3 protein-coding genes are annotated in these 648 nt (G+C 44.3%); all 3 read left to right on the forward strand.

Annotated features, from left to right (window positions below):
* Nucleotides 1–225: PcfJ domain-containing protein (locus I6E24_RS16560; protein WP_235329815.1), on the forward strand; the 225-nt coding region annotated here is incomplete at its 5' end.
* A gap of 26 nt (nt 226–251) precedes the next feature.
* Complete coding sequence (locus tag I6E24_RS16565; RefSeq protein ID WP_005650240.1) at nt 252–509, forward strand: hypothetical protein; 258 nt, start codon at nt 252–254, stop codon at nt 507–509.
* A 12-nt stretch (nt 510–521) separates the two neighbouring features.
* Nucleotides 522–648, forward strand: a 127-nt coding sequence (locus tag I6E24_RS16570) for a DUF3873 family protein (RefSeq protein ID WP_235329816.1), incomplete at its 3' end; no start/stop codon positions are given.

Here is a 648-nt window from a genome sequence, read left to right on the forward strand (position 1 = left end):
AAACTGATGCACCATTGTGTGGGAAGCTATCACAAGAGGACAGACTCCCTTATCCTATCCGCAACCATTGACGGCAAACGCATTGAAACGGTGGAGGTTTCACTGACAACATTCAAGGTGGTACAGAGCAGAGGTGTATGCAATTCCAATACCGAATACCACGACCGCATCATCAGCCTTGTAGAGAGCAATGCCGAACTTATCCGCAAGCGGATGAGTGCTTGATTTATAGACTTCAAAATATACATGATATGGAAATAAAGATAGAAAACATACTGATATTATGGGACGAGAAAGTAACCGACATCTTTGTCAGTCTGATAAACACCTTGTCCTTGAGTTTCAGCGAAACGGAAATCCGCAATTCAATGGCGAAACTTTCAGAAAACGAGAACTTCGGAAGGCTGTTCGCCTACGGCTTCGGAGCGCATCACCTTTGGGTAGCCCAAAGGATGATAACCGACCCCGAAAAGGTAATGGAGAACCGACTACTGATTGTTGAATTTTAATAAATGACTACCATGACAACAAGAATGACCATCAACGGAGTGAGTACCTGCCAGACGGCAGGTACTGAGAAGTACGAAAAGTACCAAACGACTATCAGACGGAAAAGAACAACCCTTTTCCAGTATGACTACCGACACA

Origin of the sequence: Bacteroides caecigallinarum (genome assembly GCF_021530995.1) — a bacterium.
Classification (GTDB): Bacteria; Bacteroidota; Bacteroidia; order Bacteroidales; family Bacteroidaceae; genus Phocaeicola; species Phocaeicola faecigallinarum.

What these genes read in the sequence shown, in the direction of transcription:
- I6E24_RS16565 (WP_005650240.1), top strand. Translation starts at nt 252, where the DNA reads ATGGAAATAAAGATAGAAAACATACTGATATTATGGGACGAGAAAGTA.